Below are 26,143 nucleotides of genomic sequence, written 5' to 3'. Positions count from 1 at the left end.
CGATGCCGGGCGCGCGGCGGGACCGGGCGGGTCAGACGTTGAAGTATTTCGCCTCGGGATGGTGGGCGACCAGCGCCGAGGTGGCCTGCTCGGGGTGGAGCTGGAACTCCTCCGACAGCGTCACCCCGATGCGCTCGGGGTCGAGCAGCTCGAACAGCTGCTTCTGGTCCTCCAGGTTGGGGCAGGCCGGGTAGCCGAAGGAGTAGCGGCAGCCCTGGATGTTGACCTTGAGCATGTCGTCGAGCGACTCGTCGCCGCCGATGCCCCACTCCGCGCGCACCCGGGCGTGCCAGTATTCGGCCAGCGCCTCGGTGAGCTGCACCGACAGGCCGTGCAGCTCGAGGTAGTCGCGGTAGGCGTCCTTGGCGAACAGCTCGGCCGTGGCCTCGGAGATCTTGGCGCCCATGGTGGCCACCTGGAAGCCGACGACGTCGACCTCCCCGCTGTCCTTCGGGCGGAAGAAGTCGGACAGGCACAGGTGGCGGTCGCGGCGCTGGCGCGGGAACGTGAAGCGGGTGCGCTCATCACCGGCGTCGTCGAGGATGATCAGCGAGTCGCCGTCGGAGACGCACGGGAAGTAGCCGTAGACGACGGCCGCCTCCAGCAGGCCCTCGGTCTGCATGCGGTCGAGCCACATGCGCAGCCGCGGCCGGCCCTCGGTCTCGACCAGCTCCTCGTAGCCGGGGCCTTCGCCGCCCCTGGTGGGCTTGAGGCCCCACTGGCCGAGGAACAGGGCGCGCTCGTCGAGGAAGGCGGCGTAGTCGGTCAGCGAGATGCCCTTGACCAGGCGGTCGCCGTGGAAGGGCGCGCGCGGCACCGGGTTGTCGGCGGCGACGTCGGAGCGGGCCGGCAGCTCCTCGACGGGCGTGCGGACGAGCGTGGCGCCGGTCTTGACGCGCCGCTCGCGCAGCGGCGGCAGCGTCGCGCCCGCCTCGCCGCGCTTGACCGCCATGAACGCGTCCATCAGCCGCAGCCCCTCGAACGCGTCGCGGGCGTAGCGCACCTCGCCCTCGAACAGCTCGGCGAGGTCCTGCTCGACGTAGGCGCGGGTGAGCGCGGCGCCGCCGAGCAGCACGGGGTAGCGCTGCGACAGGCCCCTGGAGTTCATCTCCTCCAGGTTCTCCTTCATGATGACCGTCGACTTGACCAGCAGGCCCGACATGCCGATGACGTCGGCCTTCTGCTCGTCGGCCGCCTCGATGATGGCCGAGACCGGCTGCTTGATGCCGAGGTTGACGACCTGGTAGCCGTTGTTGGACAGGATGATGTCGACGAGGTTCTTGCCGATGTCGTGGACGTCGCCCTTGACGGTGGCCAGCACGATGCGGCCCTTGGTCTCGCCCTCGACGCGGTCCATGTGGGGCTCGAGGTAGGCGACGGCGGCCTTCATCACCTCGGCCGACTGCAGCACGAACGGCAGCTGCATCTGCCCCGAGCCGAACAGCTCGCCGACCGTCTTCATGCCGTCGAGCAGCACGTCGTTGATGATCTCCAGGGCGGGCCGCTGGTCGAGCGCGGTGTCGAGGTCGGCCTCGAGGCCCTTGCGCTCGCCGTCGATGATGCGCCGCTTGAGCCGCTCCCACAGCGGCAGCGCGGCCAGCTCCTCGGCCTTGCCGGCGCGCATGGCGGCGGCGTCGACCCCTTCGAACAGGTCCATGAAGCGCTGCAGCGGGTCGTAGCCCTCGCGGCGGCGGTCGTAGACCATGTCGAGGGCGACCTGGCGCTGCTCGTCGGGGATGCGCGCCATCGGCAGGATCTTGGAGGCGTGGACGATGGCGGAGTCGAGCCCCGCGTTGACGCACTCGTTGAGGAACACCGAGTTGAGCACCATGCGGGCGGCCGGGTTGAGGCCGAAGCTGATGTTGGACAGGCCCAGCGTGGTCTGCACGCCCGGGTAGCGGCGCTTGAGCTCGCGGATCGCCTCGATGGTCTCCAGGCCGTCGCGCCTGGTCTCCTCCTGGCCGGTGGCGATGGGGAAGGTCAGGCAGTCGACGATGATGTCCTCGACCCGCATGCCCCAGTTGCCGGTGAGGTCTTCGACCAGGCGGGTGGCCACCCGCACCTTGTGGTCGGCGGTGCGGGCCTGGCCCTCCTCGTCGATGGTGAGGGCGACCACGGCGGCGCCGTGCTCGCGGACCAGCCGCATGATCTTCTGGAAGCGGGAGTCGGGGCCGTCGCCGTCCTCGTAGTTGACGGAGTTGACCGCGGCGCGCCCGCCCAGCATCTCGAGACCGGCCTGCAGCACCGCGGGCTCGGTGGAGTCGAGCATGATCGGCAGCGTGGAGGCGGTGGCGAAGCGGAAGGCCAGCTCCTTCATGTCGGTCACGCCGTCGCGGCCGACGTAGTCGACGCACAGGTCGAGCATGTGGGCGCCGTCGCGGGCCTGGTCGCGGGCCATCTCGACGCAGTCGTCCCAGCGGCCGGCCAGCATGGCCTCGCGGAAGGCCTTGGAGCCGTTGGTGTTGCAGCGCTCGCCGATGGCGAGGTAGGAGGTGTCCTGGCGGAACGGGACGGTCTGGTAGAGCGAGGAGGCGCCGGGCTCGGGGCGGGGCCGGCGCGTGGCGGGCTGCTTGCCGCGCACCTTCTCGACCACCTGGCGCAGGTGCTCGGGCGTGGTGCCGCAGCAGCCGCCCACCAGCGACAGGCCGTAGTCGCGGGTGAAGGTCTGGTGGGCCTCGGCCAGCTCCTGCGCGCTCAGCGGGTAGTAGGCGCCGTCGGCGGTCAGCACCGGCAGGCCGGCGTTGGGCATGCAGGACAGCTTGAGCCTGGAGTGGCGGGCGAGGTAGCGCAGGTGCTCGCTCATCTCGGCGGGGCCCGTCGCGCAGTTGAGCCCGACGATGTCGACGCCGAGCGGCTCGATCGCGGTGAGCGCGGCGCCGATCTCCGAGCCGAGCAGCATGGCGCCGTTGGTCTCGATGGTGACCTGGGCGATGATCGGGATGTCGCGGCCGGCCGCCTCGATGGCCCGCTTGGCGCCCACCACGGCGGCCTTGACCTGGAGCAGGTCCTGGCAGGTCTCGATGATGAGCGCGTCGGCGCCGCCGGCGATCAGGCCGGCCGCGTTGTCGCGGTAGGCGTCGCGCAGGCTCGCGTAGGGCAGGTGGCCGAGCGTCGGCAGCTTCGTGCCTGGGCCCATGGAGCCGAGCACGAAGCGCGGCTGGTCGGGGGTGGCCCAGTGGTCGGCGGCCTCGCGGGCGATGCGGGCGCCGGCCTCGGAGTATTCGAAGACGCGGTCGGAGATGTCGTATTCGCCGAGCGCGGCGAGGTTGGCGCCGAAGGTGTTGGTCTCGACGCAGTCGACGCCGACCGCGAAGTAGGCGTCGTGGACGCCGCGCACGATGTCGGGGCGGGTGACGTTGAGCACCTCGTTGCAGCCCTCGTGCCCGTGGAAGTCGTCGAGCGTGGGGTCCTGGGCCTGGAGCATCGTGCCCATCGCCCCGTCGGCCACGATGACGCGCTGGGACAACACTTCTCGGAAGGACGGGGAGATGCTCATGAGGTTCAGCTTATCGGGTGGGCTTCGAGCGCCGCTCGCACGCCACTCGACCGCCTCAGGCCACGGCGGGAGCCCCTGCCAGTACGGCGTCGGCGGGGTGCGGCGGTTCATTCCGGGCGTTTCGTGATCGTTGTCTTGCGGGGCGCGTTCGCGGGTCGCGAACGGGGCAGGGCGGCATTAGGGGGGAGATCGGTGACGGCGATGCCTCCTCACCGCATAGGCTTAGCGGGACGAAGGGAAGTGGAGGCGACACGTGATAGAGCTCGAAGGGCTCCCCGAGCTCGTCGACCCGGTGCTCATCGCCGCGTTCGAGGGGTGGAACGACGCGGGTGAGGCTTCCAGCGGCGTGATCGCCCATCTCGAGTCGGCCTGGAAGGCAGAGCCGCTGGTGGCGCTCGACCCCGACGACTACTACGACTTCCAGGTCACCAGGCCCGTGGTGGAGATGACCGACGGGCTGGCCCAGTCGATCGTGTGGCCGACGACGCGGCTGCTGCGCGCGCGGCCCCCGGGCGTCGAGCGCGACGTGGTGCTGCTGCGCGGCATCGAGCCCAACATGCGCTGGCGCTCGTTCTGCGACGACATCATCTACGCCTGCCGCGAGCTCGGCATCGAGCTGGCCGTCATGCTCGGCGCGCTGCTCAACGACTCGCCGCACACCAGGCCCGTGCCGATTCTCGGCGGCGCCACCACCGAGGGGCTGGCCCGCTCGACGGGGCTGGAGCTGAGCCGCTACGAGGGCCCGACCGGCATCGTGGGCGTGCTGCAGCACGCGTTCGGCAAGGCTGGGCTCGACGCGATCTCGCTGTGGGCGTCGGTGCCCCACTACGTCGCGCAGCCGCCCAACCCCAAGGCGACGCTGGCGCTGCTGCGCCGGCTGGAGGACGTCCTGGAGATCCCGATGCCGCTGGGCGACCTCGACGAGGAGGCCAGGGCGTGGGAGCGCGGCGTCGACGAGCTGGCCTCGCAGGACAGCGAGGTGGCCGAATACGTCAAGGAGCTCGAGGAGCGCAAGGACGCCGCCGAGCTGCCCGAGGCCAGCGGCGACGCGATCGCGGCGGAGTTCGAGCGCTACCTGCGACGTAGAGATCGCGACACGGACAGCTAACCCTCAGGTAGTAAATCTGCCCAATTTTCTCGTTTTCAGGTAATAATCGGGGACCACCAGATCCCGACAAGCCGGGACTCAGAGTTGGCCGGCCGAAAGCTCCGGCTTCGCACGTGATGCCTACATCCTCCGACCGCGCACGTTAGGCATGCCATGGCGACATCCCATGTTGACCCGCACCAGAGGAGCCAGGACACCCGGCGGCGCATCCTCGAGATGGCCGTCTCGCTCAGGGAGGACCGTGCCGGCGGCTCGGTGGACCACTTCCTCGCGCTGCTCCAGGATCGACTTCCCCTCTGGTTGAGCATTCTTCATGATTTAGCCCATAGCGCAGGAAAAGGGTCCGTTTCCGACAATCTTCTGCCTGTGGCGCGGGCGGGCATCGACTATTACATCGACGTCCAGAGCGCCGCGCTGCCGGCCTTCACCTCGCCCAACGTCACCGTACGCTTCCGCCAGGCCATCAAGGAGACCGAGCTCGGGCCTCGTACGGAGACCACGCCGCTGGCCGCGTACCTGGCGGCCGAGCAGCGGCTGGGCCGCATCAGGGCCGACGTCGACCCGGAGGCGAGCGCGCGACTGCTGGTCGCGGGCTGCTTCCACCGGGCCTACATCGAGATGTTCGTCGGCGCCGACGCCGCGCCGTCCAGGGACGCCACTGCTCGCGAGATCGTCCGCGAGCTGCGCCTCGACCCCGCCTGATCTTCTTTCACGTCATGCCCGGCGCAGCGTGCGGGGCATGGCGGCGGAGCGGCGTACGGCCTCGTCGTAGCGGTGCCAGATCAGCGCCGCCACGTCGAGGTCGGCTCCCAGCGGCTCGCTGACCACCGCCGCGGGATGGCCCGCGGCCACCGCGGCCAGCCGGTCGTGGAAGAAGCCCGGCGCGAGCACGTACGAGGCGATCGCCACCCGCGCGGCCGGGGTCGAGGCGAGCCGTTCCATGGCCTCGTCCAGCGACGGCGTGCCCGCCGACGCGAACGCGGCGGTCACCGGGCGGGCCAGCCGCACGGCGAGCTGGTGCGCGGCGGCGCGCACGTCGGCCAGCGCCGCCGGGTCGGACGAGCCGGCCGCGCCGAGCAGCACCGCGTCGGTGGCGCGCAGGCCCGCGCGGGCCAGTTTGCGCGCCAGCGCCGAGGTGAGCAGCCGGTGCGGGCCCAGCCAGCGGGCCACCACCGCCTCCGGCCGGTGCTCGGCGACGACGCGGGGCAGATCGACGTGCACGTGGTAGCCGCCGGCCAGCAGCAGCGGCACGACCACCACCGGCCCGCGCACGGCGGGCAGCACCTGCGCCAGCAGCGGCGAGCTGAGCTCCAGGTAGCTGAGCTCCACGCGGTGTCCTGGACGTGCGGCCCCGGCGGTCCGCGCCAGCGCGGCCAGCGTCCGCTCCCCCGCGGGGTCGCGGGTGCCGTGGGCGGCCAGGACGAGCGTGGGGGTCATCGGCCGGCTCCGGCGGGAACGGGCCACGGCATGCGGAACTCCTCGGTGTGCGGGGCAGCTGTCATCGACGGCCACCGGCCCCGGGCGGGCCAGGTGGCGGAGTCGGGGGTGGGTGGTGCGAGGGTCAAAGGCCGGCCTCGTACAGGCAGGCGAGCCGGTAGCCGCGCTTGACGACGGTCTCGACGATCCCGCCGGGCCCGAGCGCGCGGCGCAGCCGGGTGATGGCCATCTCCACGGCGTGCTCTGCCGAGTCGCGGGCGACGCTGCCCGGCAGCACCGTACGCAGGTCGGCCCGCGACACCACGTGGCCCGGCTTGTCGGCCAGGCGCTTGAGCACCGCCATCGGCGCCGGCGGCAGCGGCCGCAGCTCGCCGTCCACGACCACGGCGTGGCCGCGGATCTCCAGCCGGTGGCCGCCCGCGACGAGCCGGGTGACGCCGTGCTCGGGCAGGTGCCTGGCCAGGGCGCGGGCGAGCGCGCCGAGCCGGGAGCGGTCGGGCTGCAGGGTGGGCACGCCGCGCGAGGCGAGCGGGTCGGCGGTGACGGGGCCGACGCAGGCCGCCACGACCGAGCCGCCGAACGCGGCGAGCAGCGCCTCTTCGAGCCCGTCGGCGCGGGCGGCGTTCAGCATGGCGTGCACGGCGGGCGCGCTGGTGAAGGCCACCGCGTCCACCGAGCCAGAGACGGTCTGGCTGATGAGGCGGCGCAGCGGCGAGATGTCGCGGTACGGCAGCCACCGGTAGACCGGGATCTCGATCACCTCGGCCCCGGCGGCGCGCAGGTCGGCGACGAAGTCGCGCAGCGGCTCGCCGTGCTGCTGGACGGCGATGCGCCGCCCGCGCAGGTCCTGGGCGAGGAGGTGCTCCTTGACCTCATGGCAGGACTCGGTCGAGGGGGTCCAGTGGTCGTTGAGCCCGGCGGCGCGCACCGCTCCCCTGGCCTTGGGGCCGCGGGTGAGCAGGCGGGCGCCGGCGAGGTGCTCGCCGAGCTCGGCGGACAGGCCCCAGCCCTCGGCGGCGGCCATCCAGCCGCGGAAGCCGACACCGGTGGTGACGACCACGTCGTCGAGCGGGGCCCGCAGGCTCTGCCGGGTGGCGGCGAGCAGGTCGGCGTCCTCGGCGAGGGGGACGAGGCGGATCGCGGGGGCGCTGACCACGCGGGCGCCGCGGCGCTCCAGCAGGGCGCCGAACTCCTCGCGCCGTCTCGTCGCGGTCACGCCGACGGTGAAGCCCGCCAGCGCGTCGGGCGCCGTCTCCGGTGACGAGCCGCCCTCCAGGGGAAGCGCGCTCATGCGTGCACCTCCAGATAGTCGGGGACGCCTGGCCGGGCCCCGAGCACCCGGTCAGGCATCACAGGTGCGTGTGACGCAAGTGAGATCACCCTCCGATACTGCTTTCGGGTGGTTTCGCCCGGGGGTCTCCTCTGTTACCGCTGTGCTACAAGGCTGCGGTGGCGTGATTGGCCCGGCGCGGGCGGGGGAAACGTTCTCCGTGACGAGGCCGCCTATCGGGGAGTCGCGGGTGACGGTCCTGCCTATTCGCATGTTCGGCGATCCGGTGCTGCGCACGGTCGCCGAGCCGGTCAAGGATTTCGATCGGGAGCTGCGCCGGCTGGTGAAGTCGCTGACGGCGACGCTGCGGGCGGGCGCGGGGCGGGCCGGGCTGGCGGCCCCGCAGCTCGGCGAGCCGGTACGCGTGGTGGTCTACGACTACGACGGCAAGTCGGGCCATCTGGTCAACCCGCGGCTGGAGTTGTCACAGCGGCGGGTGACGGCCGATGAGGCGTGCCTGTCGGCGCCGGGCGTGTGGTGGCCCCTGGAACGTTCCTACATGGTCACCGCGCGTGGCCGTGACATGTTCGGCAAGCCTGTCACCGTCAGGGCGCTCGGCACGCTGGCGCGGGTGCTCCAGCACGAGACCGACCACCTCGACGGCGTGCTGTTCAGTGACCACCTCGAAGCGGACGAGCGGGAACGTTTTCTCGCGGCTCTGCCAGGCTGAGCTCGCGCCGCTGCCCGGGGTCGGTGCCGCCCCACACGCCGTACGCCTGCCGGGTGTCCAGGGCGTATGCCAGGCACGGCTCGCGCACGGGGCAGCGGGCGCACACCCGCTTGGCCCGGTCGGCCTGCGACTGGCTCGGCCCCTCCATCGAGATCGGGAAGAACAGCTCGGGGTCGAGGTCCAGGCAGGCGGCTCTGCGTGTCCAGTCGAGCATCATCATCATGCTCCTCGCGCCTACCCATGCCTCAAGGCGTCATACCTCGCCGAGCAGGCGGTCCCAGTCCCGCAGGAAGCGGTCCAGCCCGTAGCGGGCCAGAGCGGCGGCCCTGGCGGCCTTCCCCGCCTGGCCCGCCCGCTCGGGGTCCCCCGCGAACTCGGCCAGCGCGTCGGCCAGCACGTGCACCTTGGTCGACAGCACGCCGGCCTCGGGCGGCACCGCCTCGATCGCCTCGGTGGCGGCCAGCGCGACGACCGGCATGCCGAGCGTCATGGCCTCGATGAGGGCGAGGCCGAGCGAGGTCCAGCGGTAGGGGTGCAGGTAGACGCGCCGCTTGGCCAGCTCGGCGTGCATGACGTGCTGGGGCAGGTCCTCGTACGTGCCGTACGGCAGCCCGTTCACCTTCATGCCGAACACGTCGAGCGGCACCCGCTCGGCGAAGCGCGGCAGCAGGTCGGTGCCGGCGACGCGGGTGCGGCGCACCGGCTCGTTGACGACGACACCGGCCCTGGCCAGCTCGCCGCTGTAGAGGTGCCCTGGGTCGGGGACGCCGTGCTCGATGACGCGGGTGGGGGCGCGGCCGTTGTCCCAGTAGAGCTCGTTGAAGTGGGTGACGTGCACGAGCGTGACGTCGCTCTGGTCCGCCAGCGGGTGGCGGGTGCGGGGCACGTCGCCCGCGGGGGTGTTGTGCTCGACGTAGACGGCGGGCAGGCGGGAGACGCGCGGGCCGAGCCAGTCGCGGGCCAGGTCGATCTCGTACGGGCGCTGGTAGACGACGGCGTCCACCTGCTCGTCGCGCAGCCGGTCCCAGGGCACCTCGCGGGCGCTGTCCGGCCAGTCGTACGTGGCCGCCCGCCCCCGGCCATCGGGACCACGGCCGGGGACGAGCGGGAGCAGGTACTCGTGCGACCCGCGGATGAACGCGCTGGTCCACGAGCCGTGAACGTGCCAGAGGAGGATCTTCACCAGCGGCTCCAGCCCATGGCGCGGGCCCAGGGGGCCGAGACGGCGGGCACCGGGTCCTCCGCGCCGCTCAGCACGCGCTCGACCACGTCGCTGAGGTCGTCGGCGACCTCGGGCGCCCGCTCGATCTCCTCCTCCAGGGTCTGCTCGGTGGGCACGAGGATGCCCCTGGCCCCGGCGGCCCTGGCCGCCTCCATGTCGCGGCCGATGTCGCCGACGACCACGCAGTCGCGCGGGCTGACGTCGAGCACCGCGGCGGCCCTGATCACCAGGCCGGGCGCGGGCTTGCGGCAGGTGCAGCCGTCGGCGTCGTCGTGCACGCAGATCGCCCACGCGTCGAACGGGCCGAGCAGCTCCTCCACCTTGGCGTTCACCTGGTCCATCTCGTCCGGCGACAGCAGGCCCTTGGCGACGCCCGACTGGTTGGTGACCACGGCCACCGGCACGTCGGCGCGTCTCAGCCGGCCCAGCGCCTCCACCGCGCCCGGCATGGGTTCGACCCGGCCGGGGTCGCCGTTGTAGGGCACGTCCCTGATCAAGGTTCCGTCCCGGTCGAAGAGCACGGCCCCGGGACGCCGCTTTTCGAACACCATTCACCTCCGTCGCGTGCCCGGCAGCTACCCGGGGCCCGGCTTGGCAAACAACTACTCAGCGTGAGCAATCCCAGGCGGCCATGCCCGTTTTGGCCTTTTCCGACCCCGTTCGGGGTGGCGTCAGGTTTGAGAGCCGCTTCTCTCGGTAGCGGTTCTCGACATCCTCAGGGGGAGGAAGCATGAGATTTCTCGGCATCAACGCGATCTTCCACGACCCGGCCGCCGCGCTCGTGGCCGACGGGAGGATCGTGGCCGCGGCCGAAGAGGAACGCTTCAGCCGCCGCAAGCACGGCAAGAGACCGCTCGCCTTCTCCGCCTGGGAGCTGCCCGAGCTGGCCGCCGCCTGGTGCCTGAGCGAGGCGGGCCTGTCGCCCGAGGACATCGACGCCGTCGCCTACTCCTACGACCCTTCGCTGGTGGTCCAGCGGCCGGAGGGCGACTGGGAGGACCTGCGCACCCGGTACGCGGTGCGCGCCCCGGCCTTCCTCGCCACGGCGCTGCCCGGCCTGGACCCTGGGCAGGTCAGCTACGTGCCGCACCACGTCGCGCACGCGGCCTCGGCGGGCCTCGCCTCGCCGTGGCGCGACTGCGCGGTGCTGGTGTGCGACGGGCGCGGCGAGAACGTCTCCCACCTCGCCGGCCGCTACCGGGGCGGCGAGCTGGACATCCTCGCCACCCAGGAGCTGCCGCACTCGCTCGGCCTGATGTACGAGGACGTCACCCAGCACCTCGGCTTCCTCCGCTCCAGCGACGAGTACAAGGTGATGGCGATGGCCTCCTACGGCCGCCCCCGCCACCTGGAGGCGCTGCGCGAGGTGATCTACGCGACCGGCGACGGCGGGTTCCGCGTCGAGCCCGTCGACTGGAACGTCTACGCCAAGGCGCTGAAGAAGGGCGCTCCCTGGACCTCCGACCACGCCGACCTGGCCGCCAGCGTGCAGGCCCGGCTGGAGGAGGTGCTGCTCGAGCTGGTGCGCTGGCTGCACGAGCGGACCGGGGAGCGGCGCCTCGCGCTGGCCGGCGGGGTGGCGCTCAACTGCGTGGCGAACACGCGGCTGCTGGACGAGGGGCCGTTCGACGAGGTGTGGGTCCAGCCGGCCGCCGGCGACTCGGGCACCGCGCTGGGCGGGGCGCTGCACCTGGCGCAGGTCTACGGCGAGCCGGCCGCGCCCATGAGCTGCCCTGCCCTGGGGCGCGGCTTCACCGACGAGGAGCTGGGGGCGTGGCTGGACGTGGCGCGGGTGCCGTACACGCGGCCGGCCGACCTGGGCGCGGCGGTGGCGGCCGAGCTGGCCGCCGACCGGATCGTGGCCTGGTTCCAGGGCCGCTCCGAGTACGGGCCGCGAGCCCTCGGGCACCGGTCCTTGCTGGCGCATCCGGGCGATCCGCGCAACACCGAGCGGCTCAACGACGTCAAGGGGCGCGAGCAGTTCCGTCCCGTCGCGCCGATGGTGCTGGAGTCGCGGGCGCGGGAGATCTTCGGGCGGGGGCCTGTGCCGTCGCCGTACATGCTGTTCGTGCACGACGTGCACCCGGACTGGGCGGCGCGCATCCCCGCGGTCGTGCACGTGGACGGGACCGCCCGCATCCAGACCGTCTCGCCCGAGCGGCAGCCGCTGATGGCGCGGGTGCTGAGCGAGTTCGAGGCGCGGACGGGGCTGCCCGTGGTGGTCAACACGAGCCTCAACACCGCAGGGCGGCCGATGGTGGACGACCCGCGTGACGCGCTGGAGTGCTTCGGGTCCGCACCCGTGGACGTGCTGGCGCTCGGGCCCTATCTGGTGCGGCGCGGGGAGGTGTTCGGCTGATGTTCACCGTGGTGATCCCCACCGTCGGGCGGGCCACGCTGCGCGAGACGCTCGCCGCCGTGGGCTCCGACGTGCCGGTGATCGTGGTGGACGACCGTCGCGGCGATCCCGGGGCGCTGCACGTTCCGGCGCACGTGCGGGTGGTGCGCTCGGGCGGGCGCGGGCCCGCGGCGGCGCGCAACGCGGGCTGGCGGGCCGCCGACACGCCGTGGGTGGTCTTCCTGGACGACGACGTGATCCCCGCCTCCGGGTGGGCGCAGGCGGTCTGGAAGGACCTGGTGGACCTGCCGCCCGAGGTGGCGGGCAGCCAGGGCAGGATCCGGGTGCCGCGGCCCGTGCGGCGCAGGCCGACCGACGCCGAGCGGCACACCGCAGGGCTGTCGGGCGCGCTGTGGGTGACGGCCGACATGGCGTACCGGCGCGAGGTGCTGCAGGCCATGGGCGGTTTCGACGAGCGGTTCCCGCGCGCGTACCGGGAGGACGCCGATCTCGCGCTGCGGGTGTCGCGGGCCGGGCACCGGCTGGTCAAGGGCGACCGGGTGACCACGCATCCCGTCCGTGACGACGGGTTCTGGGCGAGCGTGCGCTTCCAGCGGGGCAACGCCGACGACGCGCTCATGCGGCGGCTGCACGGGCCCGGCTGGCGGGCGGCGATCGGCGGCGCGCCGGGACGGCTGCGCCTGCACGCCGCCACGACCGCCGCCGGCCTCACGGCCGCCCTGCTGGGCGTCACGAGCGCCGCCACAAGAGCCCGCCGCAGGGGCGCGAGCGCGGGCCCCGGTGTGGGCCCCGGTGTAGGCATCGCGGCGCTGGCCGCGGGTGCGGTGTGGGCCGCGCTGACCGCCGAGTTCGCCTGGCGGCGGATCGCGCCGGGCCCGCGTACGCCGGGTGAGGTGCTGCGGATGGCCGTCACCAGCGTGCTGATCCCGCCGGTCGCCTGCGCGCACCGGTTGCGGGGGAAATGGAGAGTGCGGCGATGACAGGTCCTGCAGACCGCGGACCAGACCCGGGACCGGACCCTGGCCCCGGCCGTGCGCCCGATCGGGGGCGGGTGCTGGTGGCGCGGCTTGACGATGCCGGTGACGTGCTGCTGGCCGGGCCCGCCGTGCGCGCCGTGCGCACGCGGGCCGCCGAGGTCGTCTTCCTGGCCGGCCCGAACGGCAGGGCGGCGGCCGAGCTGCTGCCCGGCGTGGACCGGGTGGAAACCTGGCAGGCCCCGTGGATCGACCACACGCCGCCGCCCGTCACCAGGGACCAGGTCGAGGACCTGATCGGCCGGGTCGGGGACGTGGACGAGGCGGTGCTGCTCACCTCGTTCCACCAGTCGGCGCTGCCGCTGGCGCTGCTGCTCAGGCTGGCCGGGGTGGCGCGGATCACCGCGATCAGCAACGACTACCCCGGCGCGCTGCTGGACGTGCGGCACGTCGTGGACGAGAGCGTGGACGTCCCGGAGGCCGAACGCATGCTCGCGGTCGCGCAGGCGGCCGGATTCACACTGCCACCGGACGATGACGGCGTTCTCGCAGTTCGGCGGCCATTGCCGGATATCCGCCCGGAAACAGGGCACTTGCTAGGCGCCGGCGCCGATGCCGGTGAAGGCGCGTATGTCGTGGTGCACCCGGGGACCTCGGCGCCCGCCCGTACCTGGCCCGCGGAACGGCACCGTCAGACGGTGCGGGAGCTGGCCGAGGACGGGCACCGGGTCGTCGTGACCGGCACAGAACGTGACCTCACCGCCTACGTGGCCGACGACGTCGCGGCCGATCTGGGCGGAGTGACCACCTTCGCGGAACTGGCCGCCGTCATCGAGCGCGCCGGCGTGCTCGTGGCCGGGAACACCGGTCCCGCGCACCTGGCCGCGGCGGTCGGTACGCCGGTCGTGAGCCTGTTCGCCCCCGTGGTCCCGCTGGTGCGGTGGGCCCCGTACGGCGTGCCCTCCGTCGTGCTGGGCGACCAGCACGCGCCCTGCCGGGGAAGCAGGGCGCGCGTCTGCCCGGTGCCGGGGCACCCGTGCCTGTCCCAGGTGACGAGTGAGCAGGTGGTCAAGGCAGTGAGGGAGCTGACGCAGTGAAGGTCGATCTCATCTCGGAGCACGCGGACCCGCTGGCGGCGGTCGGCGGCGTCGACTCCGGCGGCCAGAACGTCTACGTCGCCGCGCTGGCCGTCGCCCTCGCCGAGCGCGGGCACACGGTCGCCGTGCACACCCGGCGCTCCTCCGAGGAGCAACCCGAGTCCGTGCGCCTGGCGCCGGGCGTCACGGTCGAGTACGTCACCGCTGGTCCGGCGGCCCCGGTGCCGAAGGACGAGCTGCCCCCGTACATGCCGGAGTTCACCGAGCGCCTGGCCGAGCGCTGGGCGGCGCGCCCGCCGGACGTCGTGCACGCGCACTTCTGGATGAGCGGCCAGGCCGCGCTGCAGGCGGCCGGCGGGCTGCCGGTGGTGCAGACGTTCCACGCGCTCGGCACCGTCAAGCGGCGCTGGCAGGGCGAGGCGGACACCAGCCCGGCGCACCGGATCGACACCGAGCGCGAGATCGGCAAGCGGGCCGACGCGGTGCTCGCCACCTGCAGCGACGAGGTGAGCGAGCTGTGCGCGATGGGCATCCCGGAGCGGCGCGTCTCGGTCGTCCCGTGCGGGGTCGACCTGGAGGCGTTCCGCCCTGACGGGCCCGTGGCGCCGCGCACGGACGGGCCGATGGTGCTGAGCATCGGCCGCATGGTGCCGCGCAAGGGCGTGGACACGCTGATCAGGGCGATGCGCCAGCTCCCCGACGCCGAGCTGGTGATCGCCGGCGGCGGGCCGGGCGACGAGGAGGCGGCCAGGCTCAGGGATCTGGCCGACGGCTACGGCATGGGCCACCGCGTGCACGTCATCGGCAGCGTGCCCAGGCGGCATGTGCCCGCGCTGATGCGCGCGGCCGACGTCGTGGTCACCGTGCCCTGGTACGAGCCGTTCGGCATGGTGCCCGTCGAGGCGATGGCGTGCGGGGTGCCCGTCGTGGCCTCGGCGGTCGGCGGCCACCTCGACACGGTGGCGGGCTGCGGCGTGCTGGTGCCGCCGCGCAGGCCCCGCGCGCTGGCAAGGGCGCTCAAGGACGTGCTCGGCGACCCTCGGCGGCGCGCGGAGATCGGCGCGGCCGGCGCCCGCCGGGCCCGGGAGCGCTACGGCTGGCCGCGCGTCGCCGAGCTCACCGAGGCCGTGTACACGCAGGTCATCGACGGCAAGGTCGGCCGGCTGGCCGCCCTGGGGGGTTGATCATGGACGCGCATCTGGAAAAGCTCTGGAACGCCCTGGAGAAGGTCGATGACCAGGCGGCCGCCGTACGGGGCTGGGGCGGCCGGCTGGCCGGCGTGCTGTCGGCCGGGGGCCGGCTGCTCGCCTGCGGCAACGGCGGCTCGGCCGCGGAGGCCCAGCACCTGACGGCCGAGCTGGTCGGCAGGTTCAGGGACGACCGGCGCCCGTACGCGGCGATCCCGCTGCACGCCGACGGCTCCTCGCTGACGGCCATCGCGAACGACTTCGGCGCCGACCAGGTCTACGCCCGCCAGGTGCGCGCGCACGGCCGTCCGGGCGACGTGCTGGTGTGCCTGTCGACCAGCGGCGGCAGCCCCAACGTGCTGGCCGCCGCCGCGGCGGCGCGCGAGTGCGGCGTGACGGCCTGGGCCATGACGGGCCCGGGGCCGAACGCGCTGGCCGACCTCTGCGACGAGGCCGTCGCCGTGCCCGGCGAGACGGCCACCGTCCAGGAGGTGCACCTCGCGATGATCCACCTGCTGTGCGACGCCGTGGAGGAGGCGCTGTGAAGCCAGGCCCGCTGGTCGTCATCGGTGACACGCTGCTCGACGTGGACGTCGAGGGCGACGCCGACCGCCTCTGCCCCGACGCCCCCGTGCCCGTGGTGGACGTCTCGTACGAGCGGGCCAGGCCCGGCGGGGCGGGGCTGGCGGCGCTGCTGACCGCCCGCGACGGCGCCGACGTGGTGCTGATCACGGCGGTCGGCGACGACCAGGACGGGCACCGCCTGTGCGGGCTGCTGTCGGAGGAGCTCGACCTGGTACGCCTGCCGCTACGCGGCGGCACCGTGCGCAAGACGCGGATCAGGTCGCGCGGCCAGACGCTCGTCAGGCTGGACACCGGCGACGGCACCGCGCGCTTCTCCCCCACCGAGGAGGCGGCGCAGGCGATCCTGCGGGCCGGCGCGGTGCTGGTGTCCGACTACGGCAGGGGCGTCGCCAGGATGGCCCGCGAGCTGCTGCGCGATGTCTCCGTACCGGTGATCTGGGACCCGCATCCGCGCGGCGAGCAGCCGATGCCGGGCTGCGCGCTGCTGACGCCCAGCGAGGCGGAGGCGAAGCTGTTGTGCCCGTCCGGCTACCAGGGCCCCGACCAGGCGGCCCGCCGCCTGGTGCGGGCGCTGCGGGCCAGGGCGGTGGCCGTCACCACCGGCGAGCGCGGAGCCGCGCTGGCCGTGGCGGGCGGCCCGCTGACCACGGTGCCGCCGCCGGTGCGCGCGGGCGGCCAGGACGCGTGCGGCGCGGGCGACCGGCTCGCCGGCGCCGCCGCGCTGGCCATGCGCGACGGCGCGGACGCCGCGCAGGCGGTGGCCGCCGGCGTGGGCGAGGCGTCCCGCTTCGTCGAACGCGGCGGCGCCGCCTCGGTGAAGGTGCAGGAGCAGCGGCTCGGCGACCGTCCGCGCACCGCGCTGGAGGTGGCCGGGCTCACCCGTGCCCAGGGGGGCCGGCTGATCGCCACAGGCGGCTGCTTCGACCTGCTGCACGCGGGGCACGTGAGCCTGCTGCGGCGGGCCAGGGCGCTCGGCGACGCGCTCGTCGTCTGCGTCAACTCCGACGACTCGGTACGCCGGCTGAAGGGCCCAGCCAGGCCCATCGTGGACGTGCGCGACCGGGTGGAGGTGCTGCGGGCGCTGGGCTGCGTGGACGCCGTGCTGGTGTTCGACGAGGACACCCCGGCGGCGGCCATCGAGCGGCTGCGGCCCGACGTGTGGGTGAAGGGCGGCGACTACGAGGGGGAGACGCTGCCCGAATCCGAGGTACTCGGCAGGCTCGGCGCGGAGATCGTCGTGCTGAGCACGCTGCCGGGGCGATCGACAACCAACCTGATCAGGGAGATCCAGTGAACATTTTGATCACCGGGGGCGCGTCCGGGCTCGGCCTGGCCACCGCCGAGGCGGTGGAGAAAGAGGGCTGGAAGGCGCTCGTCGTCGACGTACGCGCGCCGGACCAGCGCTTCGAGCACGTGACGGCGGATCTCGCCGACCGGGGCGAGGCCGAGCGCGCGGTACGCGAGCTGGCCGAGCGGGCCGGCGGCCTCGACGGCGTCGTCACCGCCGCGGGCATCGACGCCTGCGGCCGGCTGGAGGACGTGCCGGCCGACGACTGGGAGCGGGTCATCAAGGTCAACCTGCTGGGCACGGCCTCCGTCGTACGGGCGGCGCTGCCGTACCTCAAGCACACCCGCGGCAAGGTCGTCACCTGCGCGTCCACGCTGGGGCTGCGTCCGCTCAGCGACGCGTCGGCGTACTCGGCGTCGAAGTTCGGCGTCGTCGGCTTCACCCGGGGGCTCGCGATCGAGCTGCGCGGGGAGGTGGGGGTGACCCTGCTGATCCCGGGCGGCATGCGGACGAGCTTCTTCGACGGCCGTCCCGAGCAGTACAAGCCGGGTCCTGAGGCCGGGCTGAACGACCCGGCCGACGTGGCCCAGGCGGTGGTGTTCGCGCTGCGGCAGCCGGCCGGATGCGAGGTGAGAGAGCTGGTCGTCTGCCCGTCCACGGAGACGTCATGGCCCTAGAGCTGCTGGCCCTGCGCGGGCTCGGCCTGGGCGACCTGCTCACGGCCGTGCCCGCGCTGCGGGCGCTGCGCCAGGCCTTTCCCGGGCATCGCATCACGCTGGCGGCCCCCCGGGCGCTGGAGGCGCTGCTGCCGCTGATCGGCGCCGTGGACGACCAGGTGGACGTCGCGGGGCCGGGGCCCGTGCCGTTCGAGCGGCCCGACGTCGCGGTCAACCTGCACGGCAAGGGGCCGCAGAGCATCGAGGCGCTGCAGCGCACCGAGCCGGGGCGGCTGATCAGCTTCGGCACCGGGCCCGCCTGGCAGGACGGCGTGCACGAGGTGCGGCGCTGGTGCGGGCTGCTGGAGTGGCACGGCATCCCGGCCGATCCGGCTGACCTGACGCTCGGCATCTCCGACCGTACGGGTCCCGCGATCGTGCACCCGGGCGCCGCCTACCCGGCGCGGCGCTGGCCGCCCGAGCGGTTCGCCGAGGTGGCGGCCGCGCTGGACGACGTGGTGGTCACGGGCAACGCGGCCGAGGTGCCGATCGCGGCCCGGGTCGCCGAGCTGGCGGGGCTGCCGCCGGAGCGCATGCTGGCCGGGCGTACCCGCCTGGCCGATCTGATCGACCTGGTCAGCCGGTCGCGGCTGGTGGTGTGCGGGGACACGGGGGTGGCGCACCTCGCGACGGCGTTCTGCGTGCCGTCGGTGGTGCTGTTCGGGCCGGTCTCGCCGATGTTGTGGGGCCCGCCGCCCGGCTGGCGGCACGTCGCCCTGTGGACGGGGCACCACGGCGACCCGCACGGCGAGCGGCCGGACCCCGGCCTGCTCGAAATCGAGGTGTCGGAAGTCGTGGAGGCTGCCATGGAGGTCACATCATGAGGGCGCTGGTCACGGGGGGCGCGGGTTTTCTGGGCTCGTACCTGTGCGAGCGGCTGCTGGACGAGGGCGCGGACGTCATCTGCATGGACAGTTTCCTGACCGGCGGGCCGCGCAACGTCGAGCACCTGCTGGAACGGCCGGAGTTCCGGCTCATCGAGTGCGACCTGACCGGATACGTGCACGTGCCCGACCGGCTGGACCTCGTCCTGCACTTCGCCTCGGCCGCCTCGCCGGCCGACTACCTGCGCTACCCCATCGAGACCCTGCGGGTCGGCAGCGTCGGCACGCTGCACGCGCTGGGCCTGGCCAGGGAGAAGGGCTCCAGGTTCGTGCTCGCCTCCACCAGCGAGGTGTACGGCGACCCGCTGGAGCACCCGCAGAAGGAGACGTACTGGGGGAACGTGAACCCGGTGGGGCCGCGCAGCGTGTACGACGAGGCCAAGCGCTTCGCCGAGTCGCTGACCACCGCCTACCGCCAGTCGCGCGGCACGAACACCGGCATCGTGCGGATCTTCAACACCTACGGGCCTCGCATGCGGCCGTTCGACGGGCGGGCGATCCCGACGTTCATCCGGCAGGCGCTGACCGGCGAGCCCATCACGATCACCGGTGACGGCAGGCAGACCCGCTCCATCTGCTACGTCGAGGACACCGTCTCGGGCATCCTCGCCATGGCGGCCGGTGACTTCGCCGGGCCGGTCAACATCGGCAATCCCGACGAGCTGACCATGCTGGAGCTGGCCACCCTGGTCAGGAAGCTGACCGGGTCGTCGTCGGAGATCCGCTTCATCGACAAGCCGGCCGACGACCCGAAGGTCAGGCGGCCCGACACGACGCTGGCGGCCGAGCTGCTGGGGTGGCGGGCGCGGGTGCCGGCCGAGGAGGGGCTGCGCAGGACGATCGAGTGGTTCGCGGCGGAACTGGCCGCGATCGAGCAGCTCGAAGGCGTCCAGGTGTGACGCGCCCCGCCCGGCCGCTCAACGGGGAACGGCCGGGCGGGGTGGCCGGGCGGGGTGGCCGGGCGGGGTGGCCTGGCGGGGTGGCCTGGCGGTGAGTCAGGTGGTGCGGGGTGGGATCAGAGTGCGACGCCGAGCAGGGCGTCGGTGAGGTCCTTGACCAGGGCGGGGGCGGCGGGGTCAGAGCCGGGGGCGGCCAGGGCGGCGTCGGCCCAGGCGTCGATCGCGGCCAGCGCGCCGGGCGCGTCGAGGTCGTCGGCCAGCCGCTCGCGCACCGTGGCCAGCAGGTCGCCGGCGGGCGGGCCTGAGGGCAGCGCGACCGCTGAGCGCCAGCGGGCCAGCCGCGCCTCGGCCGCCTTGAGCTGGTCCGGGGTGTACTCCCAGTCGGAGCGGTAGTGGTGGGCCAGCAGCACGAGCCTGATCGCCATCGGGTCGTGCCGCTCGCGCAGCTTGGAGACGAAGACGAGGTTGCCCTTCGACTTCGACATCTTCTCGCCGTCGAGCCCCACCATCCCGGCGTGGGTGTAGAACTTGGCGAACGGCCACTCGCCGGTCGCCGCGTGCCCCTCGGAGGCGCCGCACTCGTGGTGCGGGAAGATCAGGTCGGACCCGCCGCCGGCGACGTCGTAGCCGGCTCCCAGGTTGTCGAGGGCGATCGCGGTGCACTCGATGTGCCAGCCGGGCCTGCCGCGGCCGAGCGGTGTGTCCCAGGCGGGCTCGCCTGGCCGCTCGGCCCGCCACATCAGCCAGTCGAGCGGGTCGCGCTTGCCGGCCCGGTCGGGGTCGCCGCCGCGCTCGGCGAACAGGGCCAGCATCTCCTGCTCGTCGTAGCCGGACACCTGGCCGAACTTGGGGGCGTCGGCCACGCTGAAGTAGACGTCGCCGTCGAGGTCGTAGGTGACGCCCTTGGCCGACAGCCGGGTGATGAGGTCGGCGACCCGGCCGACGACCTCGGTGACACCGACGTACTCGCGGGGCGGCATGATGCGCAGCGCCTCCATGTCGCCGCGGAACAGCTCGATCTCCCGCTCGGCCAGCTCCTGCCAGTCGACGCCGGTCTGCTCTGCCCGCTCCAGCAGCGGATCGTCCACGTCGGTGGCGTTCTGGGTGTAGTGGACCTCGTGGCCCGCGTCGCGCCACAGGCGGCCGACGAGGTCGAAGGCGAGGTAGGTGTTGGCATGGCCGAGGTGGGTGGCGTCGTAGGGGGTGATGCCGCAGACGTACATCCTGGCCGTCGGCCCGGGATCGGTCTGCCGCACCTGCTTGGCCGACGTGTCGTAGAGACTCAGCGGAATGCTCTCACCTGGGAGCTTTGGAACGTTCTGGGCAGACCACGATCTCATGCCTTTGAGCCTATCTGTCCTGATCGGCGGTCAGGTCGGTGAAGTCGTACGTCACACTCTCCCGCGCGATGGAGACCCGCATCACCGACAGGGAGGCGAAGACGCGGCCGTCCGGCAGCTCGTGCCGGATGATGAGCGCGCCGCGGTCGTCGGAGGGCGCCTCGGCGGCCAGCTCGCTCCAGTCGCCGGCGGCGCGGAAGCGCGGCAGGTAGGCGGCCACCCGCTCGCTCTCGGGGTCGAGGCCGGAGTTGACGACCATGCTGGTGCCCTCGGGTAGCGGGGAGGTGGTGAGCCGCTCGCCGTTCCAGCTGAACAGCAGGACCCGGTCGAGGCCGGCCAGCACGAGGTGGAAGGGGTCGTAGCGGCCGAGGTCGCCGGTGGGCGGCTCGCCGGTGTACGCCGCCCGCAGCGCCAGGTCGCCCCGCGAGACCTTCGTGGTCTCGTCGGCGGCCCTGCCGTGCCCGTTGAGCAGGGCGGCGGCGCGGCGGGCCGCCGGGTTGACGGCCAGCCAGGTGCCGCCGGCCTTGAGGTCGCGCCCGCCGATCACGCCGGGGTAGTCGGGCCAGTGCTCGCCAGGCCCCTCCCACGGCCGGTCGGCGAACTCGTCCCTCACGCCCATGAGCGTCAGCTCGCGGCCGGTCCTCACGATCAGCGTGCACATGGGGCAAAGGCTAGTAAACCCGCCCGGATCGCCCTAGATCGGGGGCCAGGGAATGGCCGGCCAGCCCTCCGACGGGTAGGGGTGCACGCCGGTGTCGAGCAGCCGCCGCACCCGCTGCCAGGTGGCCTCGACCTCGGCCAGCGTCAGCAGCTCGCGCAGCTTGCGGCCGAGGTCGCCGGACTCGATGTCGCGCTCCAGCTTGGCCAGCACCGCCACCGCCTCGCGGGCCAGCGGCTTGCCCCGCCACTGCCACAGGACCGTGCGGAGTTTGTCCTCGACGGAGAAGCACACCCCGTGGTCGACCCCGTAGACGTGGCCGGTGGGCAGCGGCAGCAGGTGGCCGCCCTTGCGGTCGGCGTTGTTGACCACCGCGTCGAAGACCGCCATCCGGCGCACGACCGGGTTGCGGCTCTTGACCAGGCGCATGAGGTCGATCTCGCGCTCGGTGTCGATCCACAGCTGGCACATGCCGGGGCCGAAGGGCCCGTCGCGGTAGACCGTGGGCGGCACGACGCGCCAGCCGGTGGCCTGGGAGACCTCGAAGGCGGCGACCTCGCGGGCGGCGAGGGTGCCGTCGGGGAAGTCCCACAGGGGGCGCTCGCCGCGTACGGGCTTGTAGACGCAGGCCGCCGAGCGCGAGCCCAGCTTGACCGAGCAGTAGAGCGTCATGTTGGTCGCCTCGACCAGCCGCCCCGCGACCTCCAGCGTGCCGTCGCGCAGCAGCGTGAGGGCCTCCTCGTCATGCACGGGCGGCGGTGGGGCGGGCTTGACGGCCGGTTCGCTCTCGGGAGCGGTCATGAAGCCGCCTCACCCCCGCGGTAGCCGTTGAGACGGACGCAGACGTGCCCCGTGGCGTCGAGCGGCTGGCCGCACAGCGGGCACGGGGGCCGGCCCGCCGCGACGATCTGGAGCGCCCGCTGGGTGAAGGCCCGCGCGGCCCCGGCGCTGATGCGCACGCGCAGCACCGCGGGGTCGGGACTGTCGAGATCGTCTTCGTCGATGACCTCCTGCGCTTCTATCACCACCTGTGACTTCTCCGCATCCCAGGTCAGCGCCATGGTGCCGACGCGGAAGTCCTCCGCGACCGGCGTGTCGAGAGGAGCGTCGTCGGCCAGGTCGGCGGGAGCCAGCGCGGGCACCTGGGCGGTGCCGCCGCTGAGTCTCAGCACCTCGTCGAGCAGCTCGTCGAGCCTGCCCGCGAGCGCCGCCACCTGCAGTTTCTCCAGCGCCACCGTGGTCAGTCTGCCCTCGGCCCTGGCCTGCAGGAAGAAGACCCGCGCGCCCGGCCGCCCCAGGGCACCGGCGACGAACCTCTCCGGTGGGTCGTAGTCGAAGACCGGCATAGCCTGACCTTACGTGGTTCCGGGTCCGCCGCCGACGGCGGCATCGCTCCCGGTGATGTTTTCTCCCCCGTCTTTCTCCTCCGAATCCTCGGGAAGCTTCAATTCCCCCATATCGTTAATCCTGTGGACAAAGGGACGCAAGGGGGCATAGCGAATGACTGTGAGAGCGGCCGGATCAGCTGTTATCCGCTGAAAATGATCGAGATGGAGCCCCAGAGCGTCGGCCACGATCGCCTTGATCACATCGCCGTGGCTGCACACGAGGTAGACAGCCTTCTCCCCCAGGCGCCGATTCCACTCCCTGACCGCCGCGACCGCGCGATGCTGCATCTCCGCCAGCGACTCACCGCCGGGGAACGTCACCGCGCTCGGATGCGCCTGCACGACCGGCCACAGCGGCTCCTTGGCCAGCTCCTTCAGCGGCCTGCCGGTCCAGTCGCCGTAGCCGCACTCGATGAAGCGCTCGTCGATGATCACCTCCCGCTCGCGTCCTTCGGCGACCGCTTGTGCCGTTTCCCGGCAACGTTCGAGCGGGCTGGAGACAATGGCGTCGAGCCTGACGCCCGCGACGCGCCCGGCGAGCGCGGTGGCCTGCGCCCTGCCCGCCTCGCTCAGATGCACCCCAGGGGTACGGCCGGCCAGCACCGGCCCGGTGAGGTCCGTCAGCCCGTGCCGGACCAGAAGCAACGTGGTCATCCCGCAAGTGTCGCAGGCGTCGATCACGACGTTTCATCGGCCTGAACGGTAACCTGGCGGGATCATGGAGCAGCGCTATGTCGGCCACAGCGGCCTGTCGGTGTCCCGGCTGGGGCTCGGCACGATGACCTGGGGGCGTGACACCGACGCGGACGAGGCCGCGGCCCAGCTCCGCACGTTCCTCGACGCGGGCGGCAACCTGGTCGACACCGCCGACGTCTACACGGGCGGCGACGCCGAGCGGCTGCTCGGCCGCATGCTGCGCGACTCCGTGCCGCGCTCGGAGCTGGTCATCTCCACCAAGGCCGTGGTCACGCCCGCGGGCCGCCGCCCGCGCGACGCCTCCAGGCGCCACCTCATCGCCGCCGTCGACGACTCGCTCAACCGCCTCGGGCTCGACTACGTCGACCTGTGGCAGCTGCACACCTATGACGAGGAGGTGCCGCTGGAGGAGACCCTCGCCGCGCTCGACGCGATCGTCTCCTCCGGCCGCGCCGTCTACGCCGGCGTCTGCGACTACACCGGCTGGCAGCTCGCCGCCGCCGCCGTCACCCAGAAGATGGTCCCCGGCCGCATCCCGATCACCGCGGCCCAGACCGAATACTCGCTGCTGGCCCGTGAGCCCGAGCGCGAGCTGCTGCCCGCCGCCGCACACCTCGGCGTCGGCGTGCTGGCCTGGTCACCGCTCGGGCGCGGAGTGCTGACCGGCAAATACCGCACCGGCATCCCCGCCGACTCGCGGGCCGCGACGCCCCACTTCGCCGACTTCGTCCGCCCCTATCTGGACGAGCGCAGCCGCCGGGTCGTCGAGTCCGTCATGACCGCGGCCGACGGCCTCGGCGTGTCGCCGCTGGCCGTGGCCCTGTCATGGGTGCGCGACCAGCCGGGCGTCGCCTCCGCCATCGTCGGCGCCCGTACGCACGCGCAGCTCAAAGGCGTCCTGCCCGCCGAGGACGTCGTGCTGCCGATAGAGATCCGAGAGGCCCTCGATGACGTGTCGTCACTCGACTGAGGCGGCCGCCCGCCACCGCCGCACTGAACGAGAGGTGCCCTCGCGTATCACTAGTCGATACCGAATCGCAACTTCAGCCACGAAAAGCCTGCGTCTTCCGGCCGATGTCCAGCAAGATTTCTTCCGGAAGCGACGCAGGAGGGGACGGATGGGGACCAGAACCGCGATCTCGGTCGGAGTACTCGCGGTGGCGCTGGTGGCCGTCCCGGTGGGTGCTCCCGCCGCGTCGGCCACCGCCCAGGACTGCACGCGCGACGGGGGTCTGCTCTCGGGGGTGACCAACACCCTGTGCGACGTCGTCCAGGCCGTCACCGGCACGGTCGACACGCTGACCGGCGGCACCACCAGCAAGGTGACCGAGGGGCTCGACAGGACCACCGACGAGGTGCTCGGGCGGGTCGGCGAGGTGCTGCCGAACGGGCGCGCCAAGTCCGCCCCCGACGAGGAGGATGAGCGGCCCGCCACCACGCCCAGGCCGACCCGGGAGCCCGAGCGCGACGAGGAATGCCTGTCCGTGCTGTCGTGCACCGATCAGAGCACCGTCGACCGGCTCACGCCCCAGCCCTCCGCCTCGCCGTCGGCCACCCGCACCGAGCAGCCCGGCGAGGGCCTCATCTCCGCCACCGCCACCTCGCTCCCCCAGCCGGTGCCCGCCAGGCCGCGGACGACCCGGCCCGAGCGGCAGGAGAGCGGCGTCCATCGGGCGGCGCCGAAGAAGAAGACCGCGCACGCCGAGGAGCCGCGGGTCGACCTGCTGTGGCCCAACCCGTTCCAGCACGAGCTGGCCGTGCCGATGCAGGACCAGCGCGTCGTACGGCCCAGCCCGCCGGCCTCCGACGTGATCGGCACCGTGCTGACCATCGCGCTGCTCGGCTCCGCGGTGCTGGCGACCCGGATCGTCCAGCAGCGGCGGCACGGCAACGAGCCTGCCGAGTCGATCCCCTTCGAGCCCGCCCACGCCGGCAACGGCCGCCACCGCCTGGCCTGAGCAGCGCCCTCGATCAGGGCCCGAGAACCCGCCAGGACAGCAGAAGACCCCCGGCTCAGGAGCCAGGGGTCTTCTGCTGGAAAGGGTCAGCCGCCGATGGCGTGGACGCCGCCGTCGACGTGGACGATCTCGCCCGTCGTCGCGGGGAACCAGTCGGACAGCAGCGCCACGCACGCGCGGGCGGTGGGCAGCGTGTCGGCGAGGTCCCAGCCCAGCGGCGCCTTCGCGGGCCAGCTGTCCTCGAACTCCTGGAAGCCGGGGATCGACCTGGCCGCCATCGTCCGCAGCGGACCGGCCGCGACCAGGTTGACGCGGATGTCGTGCTTGCCGAGGTCGCGGGCGAGGTAGCGGTTGCAGGACTCGAGCCCGGCCTTGGCGACGCCCATCCAGTCGTAGACCGGCCACGCCTTGGAGGCGTCGAAGTCGAGGCCGACGACCGCGCCGCCCTCCTTCATCAGCGGCAGGCAGGCCACCGCGAGCGACTTGTAGGAGTACGTCGAGACCTGGAGCGCGGTCGCGACGTCCTCCCACGGGGTGTTGAGGAAGTTGCCGCCGAGTGCGCTCTGCGGCGCGAAGCCGATGGAGTGGACGACGCCGTCGAGCCCGTCGACGTGCTCGCCCACGCGGTCGGCGAGGGTGGCGAGGTGTTCGGTGTTCTGGACGTCGAGCTCCAGCACCGGCGCCGGTTCGGGCAGCCGCTTGGCGATGCGCTCGACGAGGCTGAGCCGGCCGAAGCCGGTCAGCACGACCGTCGCGCCCTCTTCCTGGGCCAGCTTGGCCACCGCGTAGCCGATGGAGGAGTCGGTCAGCACGCCGCTGACGAGGATCCGCTTGCCGTCGAGAATGCCCAT

26 protein-coding genes are annotated in these 26,143 nt (G+C 73.1%); 14 read left to right on the top strand and 12 right to left on the bottom strand.

Annotation, left to right across the window (positions count from 1 at the left end; genetic code table 11):
* Positions 1–31 precede the first annotated feature (31 nt).
* The gene (gene metH / locus AB0K12_RS43340) at positions 32–3,496 is read right to left on the bottom strand and encodes a methionine synthase (RefSeq protein WP_364574260.1); all 3,465 of its coding nucleotides are present in this window, start codon (positions 3,494–3,496) and stop codon (positions 32–34) included.
* A 253-nt stretch (positions 3,497–3,749) separates the two neighbouring features.
* Between metH and AB0K12_RS43335 the strand changes: the two genes are divergently transcribed.
* Together AB0K12_RS43335 and AB0K12_RS43330 are read left to right on the top strand one after the other, a co-directional pair.
* On the top strand, positions 3,750–4,604 hold the full coding sequence (locus AB0K12_RS43335; RefSeq protein WP_364574258.1) for a PAC2 family protein: 855 nt from the start codon (positions 3,750–3,752) through the stop codon (positions 4,602–4,604).
* Between the two features lie 366 nt (positions 4,605–4,970).
* The gene (locus tag AB0K12_RS43330) at positions 4,971–5,306 is read left to right on the top strand and encodes a TetR/AcrR family transcriptional regulator C-terminal domain-containing protein (RefSeq protein WP_364574256.1); all 336 of its coding nucleotides are present in this window, start codon (positions 4,971–4,973) and stop codon (positions 5,304–5,306) included.
* Positions 5,307–5,318: 12 nt separating this feature from the next.
* On the opposite strand, the gene AB0K12_RS43325 is transcribed toward AB0K12_RS43330, so the two are convergent.
* Together AB0K12_RS43325 and AB0K12_RS43320 are read right to left on the bottom strand one after the other, a co-directional pair.
* The gene (locus AB0K12_RS43325; protein WP_364574254.1) at positions 5,319–6,041 is read right to left on the bottom strand and encodes a CbiX/SirB N-terminal domain-containing protein; all 723 of its coding nucleotides are present in this window, start codon (positions 6,039–6,041) and stop codon (positions 5,319–5,321) included.
* A 124-nt stretch (positions 6,042–6,165) separates the two neighbouring features.
* The gene (locus AB0K12_RS43320; RefSeq protein ID WP_364574252.1) at positions 6,166–7,332 is read right to left on the bottom strand and encodes a uroporphyrinogen-III synthase; all 1,167 of its coding nucleotides are present in this window, start codon (positions 7,330–7,332) and stop codon (positions 6,166–6,168) included.
* Positions 7,333–7,561: 229 nt separating this feature from the next.
* Between AB0K12_RS43320 and AB0K12_RS43315 the strand changes: the two genes are divergently transcribed.
* The gene (locus AB0K12_RS43315) at positions 7,562–8,041 is read left to right on the top strand and encodes a peptide deformylase (RefSeq protein WP_364574250.1); all 480 of its coding nucleotides are present in this window, start codon (positions 7,562–7,564) and stop codon (positions 8,039–8,041) included.
* On the opposite strand, the gene AB0K12_RS43310 is transcribed toward AB0K12_RS43315, so the two are convergent.
* The 3 genes from AB0K12_RS43310 to AB0K12_RS43300 are packed head-to-tail and all read right to left on the bottom strand — an operon-like array spanning position 7,983 to position 9,814.
* The gene (locus tag AB0K12_RS43310; RefSeq protein WP_345385920.1) at positions 7,983–8,264 is read right to left on the bottom strand and encodes a WhiB family transcriptional regulator; all 282 of its coding nucleotides are present in this window, start codon (positions 8,262–8,264) and stop codon (positions 7,983–7,985) included. The genes AB0K12_RS43315 and AB0K12_RS43310 overlap by 59 nt on opposite strands.
* A 30-nt stretch (positions 8,265–8,294) precedes the next feature.
* The gene (locus tag AB0K12_RS43305) at positions 8,295–9,224 is read right to left on the bottom strand and encodes a glycosyltransferase (protein WP_364574247.1); all 930 of its coding nucleotides are present in this window, start codon (positions 9,222–9,224) and stop codon (positions 8,295–8,297) included.
* The gene (locus AB0K12_RS43300; protein WP_364574245.1) at positions 9,221–9,814 is read right to left on the bottom strand and encodes an HAD-IIIA family hydrolase; all 594 of its coding nucleotides are present in this window, start codon (positions 9,812–9,814) and stop codon (positions 9,221–9,223) included. Before AB0K12_RS43300 ends, AB0K12_RS43305 begins: the two co-directional genes overlap by 4 nt.
* Positions 9,815–9,993: 179 nt before the next feature.
* Between AB0K12_RS43300 and AB0K12_RS43295 the strand changes: the two genes are divergently transcribed.
* The 9 genes from AB0K12_RS43295 (at position 9,994) to AB0K12_RS43255 (ending at position 19,252) form a co-directional block, all read left to right on the top strand.
* Positions 9,994–11,622, top strand: coding sequence for a carbamoyltransferase C-terminal domain-containing protein (locus tag AB0K12_RS43295; protein WP_364574243.1), 1,629 nt, complete (start codon positions 9,994–9,996; stop codon positions 11,620–11,622).
* A complete protein-coding gene (locus AB0K12_RS43290) occupies positions 11,622–12,602 on the top strand; it encodes a glycosyltransferase (protein WP_364574241.1) in 981 nt (326 codons plus the stop codon). Before AB0K12_RS43295 ends, AB0K12_RS43290 begins: the two co-directional genes overlap by 1 nt.
* 71 nt (positions 12,603–12,673) lie before the next feature.
* The gene (locus tag AB0K12_RS43285; protein WP_364574311.1) at positions 12,674–13,693 is read left to right on the top strand and encodes a glycosyltransferase family 9 protein; all 1,020 of its coding nucleotides are present in this window, start codon (positions 12,674–12,676) and stop codon (positions 13,691–13,693) included.
* Positions 13,690–14,877: a glycosyltransferase gene (locus AB0K12_RS43280; RefSeq protein ID WP_364574239.1), complete on the top strand. Its 1,188-nt coding sequence runs from the start codon at positions 13,690–13,692 to the stop codon at positions 14,875–14,877. The genes AB0K12_RS43285 and AB0K12_RS43280 overlap by 4 nt, the downstream gene beginning before the upstream one ends.
* A 2-nt stretch (positions 14,878–14,879) precedes the next feature.
* Positions 14,880–15,425 carry an SIS domain-containing protein gene (locus AB0K12_RS43275; RefSeq protein WP_364574237.1) on the top strand — a complete coding sequence of 182 codons (546 nt, stop codon included), beginning with the start codon at positions 14,880–14,882 and terminating at the stop codon, positions 15,423–15,425.
* Entirely contained in the window at positions 15,422–16,759 is a 1,338-nt protein-coding gene (locus AB0K12_RS43270) for a PfkB family carbohydrate kinase (RefSeq protein ID WP_364574235.1), read from the top strand. The genes AB0K12_RS43275 and AB0K12_RS43270 overlap by 4 nt, the downstream gene beginning before the upstream one ends.
* The gene (locus tag AB0K12_RS43265) at positions 16,756–17,430 is read left to right on the top strand and encodes an SDR family oxidoreductase (RefSeq protein ID WP_364574233.1); all 675 of its coding nucleotides are present in this window, start codon (positions 16,756–16,758) and stop codon (positions 17,428–17,430) included. The genes AB0K12_RS43270 and AB0K12_RS43265 overlap by 4 nt, the downstream gene beginning before the upstream one ends.
* Positions 17,421–18,293 (top strand): glycosyltransferase family 9 protein, encoded by an 873-nt coding sequence (locus AB0K12_RS43260; RefSeq protein WP_364574231.1) that lies wholly within the window; start codon positions 17,421–17,423, stop codon positions 18,291–18,293. Before AB0K12_RS43265 ends, AB0K12_RS43260 begins: the two co-directional genes overlap by 10 nt.
* Entirely contained in the window at positions 18,290–19,252 is a 963-nt protein-coding gene (locus AB0K12_RS43255; protein ID WP_364574229.1) for a UDP-glucuronic acid decarboxylase family protein, read from the top strand. Before AB0K12_RS43260 ends, AB0K12_RS43255 begins: the two co-directional genes overlap by 4 nt.
* Before the next feature lie 116 nt (positions 19,253–19,368).
* Here AB0K12_RS43255 and mshC read toward each other — a convergent pair whose 3' ends face one another.
* The 5 genes from mshC to AB0K12_RS43230 are packed head-to-tail and all read right to left on the bottom strand — an operon-like array spanning position 19,369 to position 23,292.
* On the bottom strand, positions 19,369–20,592 hold the full coding sequence (mshC, locus tag AB0K12_RS43250; RefSeq protein WP_364574227.1) for a cysteine--1-D-myo-inosityl 2-amino-2-deoxy-alpha-D-glucopyranoside ligase: 1,224 nt from the start codon (positions 20,590–20,592) through the stop codon (positions 19,369–19,371).
* Positions 20,593–20,602: 10 nt separating this feature from the next.
* Positions 20,603–21,253 carry an NRDE family protein gene (locus AB0K12_RS43245; RefSeq protein WP_364574225.1) on the bottom strand — a complete coding sequence of 217 codons (651 nt, stop codon included), beginning with the start codon at positions 21,251–21,253 and terminating at the stop codon, positions 20,603–20,605.
* Between the two features lie 33 nt (positions 21,254–21,286).
* Positions 21,287–22,051, bottom strand: coding sequence for an SCO1664 family protein (locus AB0K12_RS43240; RefSeq protein WP_355429520.1), 765 nt, complete (start codon positions 22,049–22,051; stop codon positions 21,287–21,289).
* Entirely contained in the window at positions 22,048–22,596 is a 549-nt protein-coding gene (locus AB0K12_RS43235) for a DUF3090 domain-containing protein (RefSeq protein ID WP_355429523.1), read from the bottom strand. Before AB0K12_RS43235 ends, AB0K12_RS43240 begins: the two co-directional genes overlap by 4 nt.
* Positions 22,597–22,605: 9 nt before the next feature.
* Complete coding sequence (locus AB0K12_RS43230) at positions 22,606–23,292, bottom strand: histidine phosphatase family protein (protein WP_364574222.1); 687 nt, start codon at positions 23,290–23,292, stop codon at positions 22,606–22,608.
* 64 nt (positions 23,293–23,356) lie between these two features.
* Between AB0K12_RS43230 and AB0K12_RS43225 the strand changes: the two genes are divergently transcribed.
* Both AB0K12_RS43225 and AB0K12_RS43220 read left to right on the top strand, forming a co-directional pair.
* Positions 23,357–24,304, top strand: coding sequence for an aldo/keto reductase (locus AB0K12_RS43225; RefSeq protein WP_364574220.1), 948 nt, complete (start codon positions 23,357–23,359; stop codon positions 24,302–24,304).
* A 148-nt stretch (positions 24,305–24,452) separates the two neighbouring features.
* Positions 24,453–25,292, top strand: a complete 840-nt coding sequence (locus AB0K12_RS43220) for a hypothetical protein (protein WP_364574218.1) — start codon at positions 24,453–24,455, stop codon at positions 25,290–25,292.
* An 86-nt stretch (positions 25,293–25,378) separates the two neighbouring features.
* Here the strand turns inward: AB0K12_RS43220 and fabI are convergent, their stop codons facing one another.
* Positions 25,379–26,143, bottom strand: a complete 765-nt coding sequence (gene fabI / locus AB0K12_RS43215; protein WP_364574216.1) for an enoyl-ACP reductase FabI — start codon at positions 26,141–26,143, stop codon at positions 25,379–25,381.

This window comes from Nonomuraea sp. NPDC049419 (genome assembly GCF_040676995.1).
GTDB classification, from domain to species: domain Bacteria; phylum Actinomycetota; class Actinomycetes; order Streptosporangiales; family Streptosporangiaceae; genus Nonomuraea; species Nonomuraea salmonea.
Note: the sequence above shows the minus strand (reverse complement) of the source record. Positions and strands in the feature narration are given on the sequence as shown.